At 58.6% G+C, this 2671-nt stretch carries 7 protein-coding genes; all 7 read left to right on the forward strand.

The genetic code is table 11. The features are described from left to right. Positions 1–307: 307 nt before the first annotated feature. Positions 308–526 (forward strand): DNA-binding protein, encoded by a 219-nt coding sequence (locus DQ405_RS26520; RefSeq protein WP_168422508.1) that lies wholly within the window; start codon positions 308–310, stop codon positions 524–526. 39 nt (positions 527–565) lie between these two features. After that, positions 566–901: a lysogeny maintenance protein PflM gene (pflM, locus tag DQ405_RS26525; RefSeq protein ID WP_168422509.1), complete on the forward strand. Its 336-nt coding sequence runs from the start codon at positions 566–568 to the stop codon at positions 899–901. 451 nt (positions 902–1352) lie between these two features. Further along, the gene (locus DQ405_RS26535) at positions 1353–1715 is read left to right on the forward strand and encodes a hypothetical protein (RefSeq protein ID WP_174824639.1); all 363 of its coding nucleotides are present in this window, start codon (positions 1353–1355) and stop codon (positions 1713–1715) included. Between the two features lie 15 nt (positions 1716–1730). Then, the gene (locus tag DQ405_RS26540; RefSeq protein ID WP_046162625.1) at positions 1731–1910 is read left to right on the forward strand and encodes a hypothetical protein; all 180 of its coding nucleotides are present in this window, start codon (positions 1731–1733) and stop codon (positions 1908–1910) included. Next, complete coding sequence (locus DQ405_RS26545; RefSeq protein ID WP_046162624.1) at positions 1907–2122, forward strand: hypothetical protein; 216 nt, start codon at positions 1907–1909, stop codon at positions 2120–2122. The genes DQ405_RS26540 and DQ405_RS26545 overlap by 4 nt, the downstream gene beginning before the upstream one ends. Before the next feature lie 10 nt (positions 2123–2132). After that, on the forward strand, positions 2133–2342 hold the full coding sequence (locus DQ405_RS26550) for a major capsid protein (protein WP_046162623.1): 210 nt from the start codon (positions 2133–2135) through the stop codon (positions 2340–2342). Between the two features lie 147 nt (positions 2343–2489). Further along, positions 2490–2671 (forward strand): hypothetical protein (locus DQ405_RS27345; RefSeq protein ID WP_206678946.1); only part of this gene is annotated, 182 nt, incomplete at its 3' end.

Here is a 2671-nt window from a genome sequence, read left to right on the forward strand (position 1 = left end):
CCAAAGGGCATATTCCGGAAACGAGTCTGCGAGGATGCCGATCTCCTCCGTCCCGATGCGGATTTTCTCACTGCTGATGTTGCGCCAGCGGTCGTAATTCTTGCCGCCCTTCTCGCTCAACCGCTTCGGACCGATAGCCCGTATCAATCGAAGCGCTCTATCTCGGACTGAATCCATATAGGAACAATTCATGATGCGTAACATTTACGCAGGATCGGATAAGGTGTAACTTTTACGCAAGAGTAAATGTTACGCAGATATTAGCTGCGCTAATAAAGACCAACATAGTGCAACAAAGGCCAAGGACATGGAAGGAATCAACCTCTCGCTTAAAGACCTGCTAAGCCCGCCCCCGGTGATGCCTTGGCGTGAGTTCGCGGATTGGATTCGCATGGGCAACGAGCACGACGTGGTGTGGGGCTGGATTCGCAACGGCTATATCCCGTCGCACAAGGTCGGCAAGTACGTGATGGTCAACGTGGCGCTACTGACACAGCAGCTCATGGAAAAGGAATGGTCGGCATGATCCGCGCCGCCTACGGAAAGCCAGCCGAGGGGATGACGTATGAGCCTGTCGACCTATATGCGCCTACCGCACCCCGAGAGCTGCGACTGCTCTGTCTGCTGGTCCCGACGCGAAGTGGCGAAACCCGCTCGCTCCCGGTCCACACCCTGCGCCCAATGCCGCCCCGCATCTGTGCAGCCGATTCGCACAACCCGCATGGGCATGATCGCTGGTGTCTGGACAGTCCTCGCCTCGGAATGGGCGGTGATACCGGCCTATACCTGCGAGAAACACACGCCACCCGACCGTCCGCCGAAGTATTGGAGCGTTGTGCTCGATACGGGCAAGCCCACGCCCTACGTGCCGATTCACGAGCCGTTCCAGCTGGAGGCCTGAGCCAATGAACGCCATCGCCTCGCTGCTCGTGCTCAGCCAGTTACTAATAGTCATAGCCATCGGTGCGCTTCTGACCGGCATGCCCCTACTCGGACTCGATCAGGTCCAGGGCCGCGCTCCCGGCTTGTCCGAACACGCCTCACCGTTCGGACAAACGGAAGCACGGGCGGAGCGCACCCTTGACCCGGCACGAACCGAAACAGCCTCCGCTCGTGAGTGTGGGGCAGCTTCACCGCCCCGCGCTCCCGAGCCCTCGGCGGCAAGAGTGGGATGACAAGGGCAAAGCCCTTGGTGTTAACCAACTAACAGGCAACCGCAACGCGAAGTTTTAACCAGTAGGCCCAGTAACAAACCAGCAGTGGCGAATTTTAGAAGTTCGTCTGCTCGGGATCGCTCGGCCTGCGAAAAGCGAAGACGCGCAATCAAGCGCAACTAGAAAGAGGAAACACAGATGGCACGTTCGACTATGGAAGTTGCATTTCTCGGCACTCAACGCTTCGACGGTGAAGCTGGCCAGAAGTACATCAAGGTCTTCTACGGCGACGAACCAGACGGCAAGACCGAACACGGCCTTTCCATCATCGGCATGGCAGCAGCGGACGAAGTAGCCGATGAGATCTTCGCAGCCGGTGCCCAGTTCGAGCCGCTGCAACTGGTGCGCATCCACTTCGAGATCGCCCGTGGTGGCCAGAACAAGGGCAAGAACCTAGCCCTGCAACTGGAAGCCGTGAAGCCCCGCAACACCACCGAACCGACCCGCTCAGCTGCTCAGCCGAACCCGGCCAAGCCAGCCGACCCAGCCAAAGCCAACTAAGGGGAGGGGCGGACCATGCTGATGGGTGACCGCGTTATCTGCGACTGCTGCGGCAACGACATGGGCAAGCTCATGAGCCTTCCCGCACCGCAAAGCGATCTGCTGCCCGATCTGCGGTTGCCGCCCCATTTCGCCGTCTGCCCCGACTGCGAACCCCTCGAACAAGCCGCCGACCTCCTTGAGGCCGGTGCATGAATTTCCTCGCCTGTGACGGTGACTGGCTCCAAGGCGCTGACGGTACGCCCGTCTGCTCCGGGTCGCTGGTTGCCCTCACGGTCGAGGAAATGCAGAGCCTCTACGGCGCTGCACTGTCCTGGGAACAGGTCTCCGAACTCCAGGCAGAGGCCATCGTGCTCTTTGCCACCGTGTTCGGTTTTCTGGTCCTCAAAAAAGTCCTGAAACAGTGAGGTATCACCCATGCAACTGAACAAGCATTTCATCAAGAAAATCGGCGTTGGCGCTGCTGCCGCGCTCTCCACCCTGGCTGGCACCGTGTACGCAGCCGTTCCCCCGGAAGCGACCGGCGCACTGGATGAGGCGGGCACCGATGTTGGCACCATCGGCTGGGCCGTCTTCGCCGTGATCATCGCCGCCATGGCGTTCAAGTACATGCGCCGCGCCCTGTAAGCCTGGGTTGCGCACCGCAAGTGCCGAAGCAAACAAACCCCGCTCCGGCGGGGTTTTCACTTCCGAGGGAACGCCAATGAGTTACCAACTGTACGTCCTGATCCTGACCACCCTGGCGTTCTATCTCGTGTTTTTTGGGCGGGTTTGATGATGGAATATCTACGCTTTCATTCCTTTGTTCAGAAAACTTGGCGTTCTTTGCTGCTCTTGGTGCCATGTTTATTTTTTTGTCAGGTCGTTAGTGCCGAGAACTATTATTGGCGCGTATCTAACACTCCTGCGGCCGGTACATTCCCTAGTTTTGCTGCTGCCATTGCCGGTTATATTGA

The sequence above is a fragment of the Pseudomonas sp. SST3 genome (genome assembly GCF_003325755.1).

Coding starts and splice junctions, on each gene's coding strand:
- DQ405_RS26550 (WP_046162623.1), top strand. CDS start 2,133: ATGCAACTGAACAAGCATTTCATCAAGAAAATCGGCGTTGGCGCTGCT.
- DQ405_RS26545 (WP_046162624.1), top strand. CDS start 1,907: ATGAATTTCCTCGCCTGTGACGGTGACTGGCTCCAAGGCGCTGACGGT.
- DQ405_RS26540 (WP_046162625.1), top strand. CDS start 1,731: ATGCTGATGGGTGACCGCGTTATCTGCGACTGCTGCGGCAACGACATG.
- DQ405_RS26520 (WP_168422508.1), top strand. CDS start 308: ATGGAAGGAATCAACCTCTCGCTTAAAGACCTGCTAAGCCCGCCCCCG.
- DQ405_RS26535 (WP_174824639.1), top strand. CDS start 1,353: ATGGCACGTTCGACTATGGAAGTTGCATTTCTCGGCACTCAACGCTTC.
- pflM (WP_168422509.1), top strand. CDS start 566: ATGAGCCTGTCGACCTATATGCGCCTACCGCACCCCGAGAGCTGCGAC.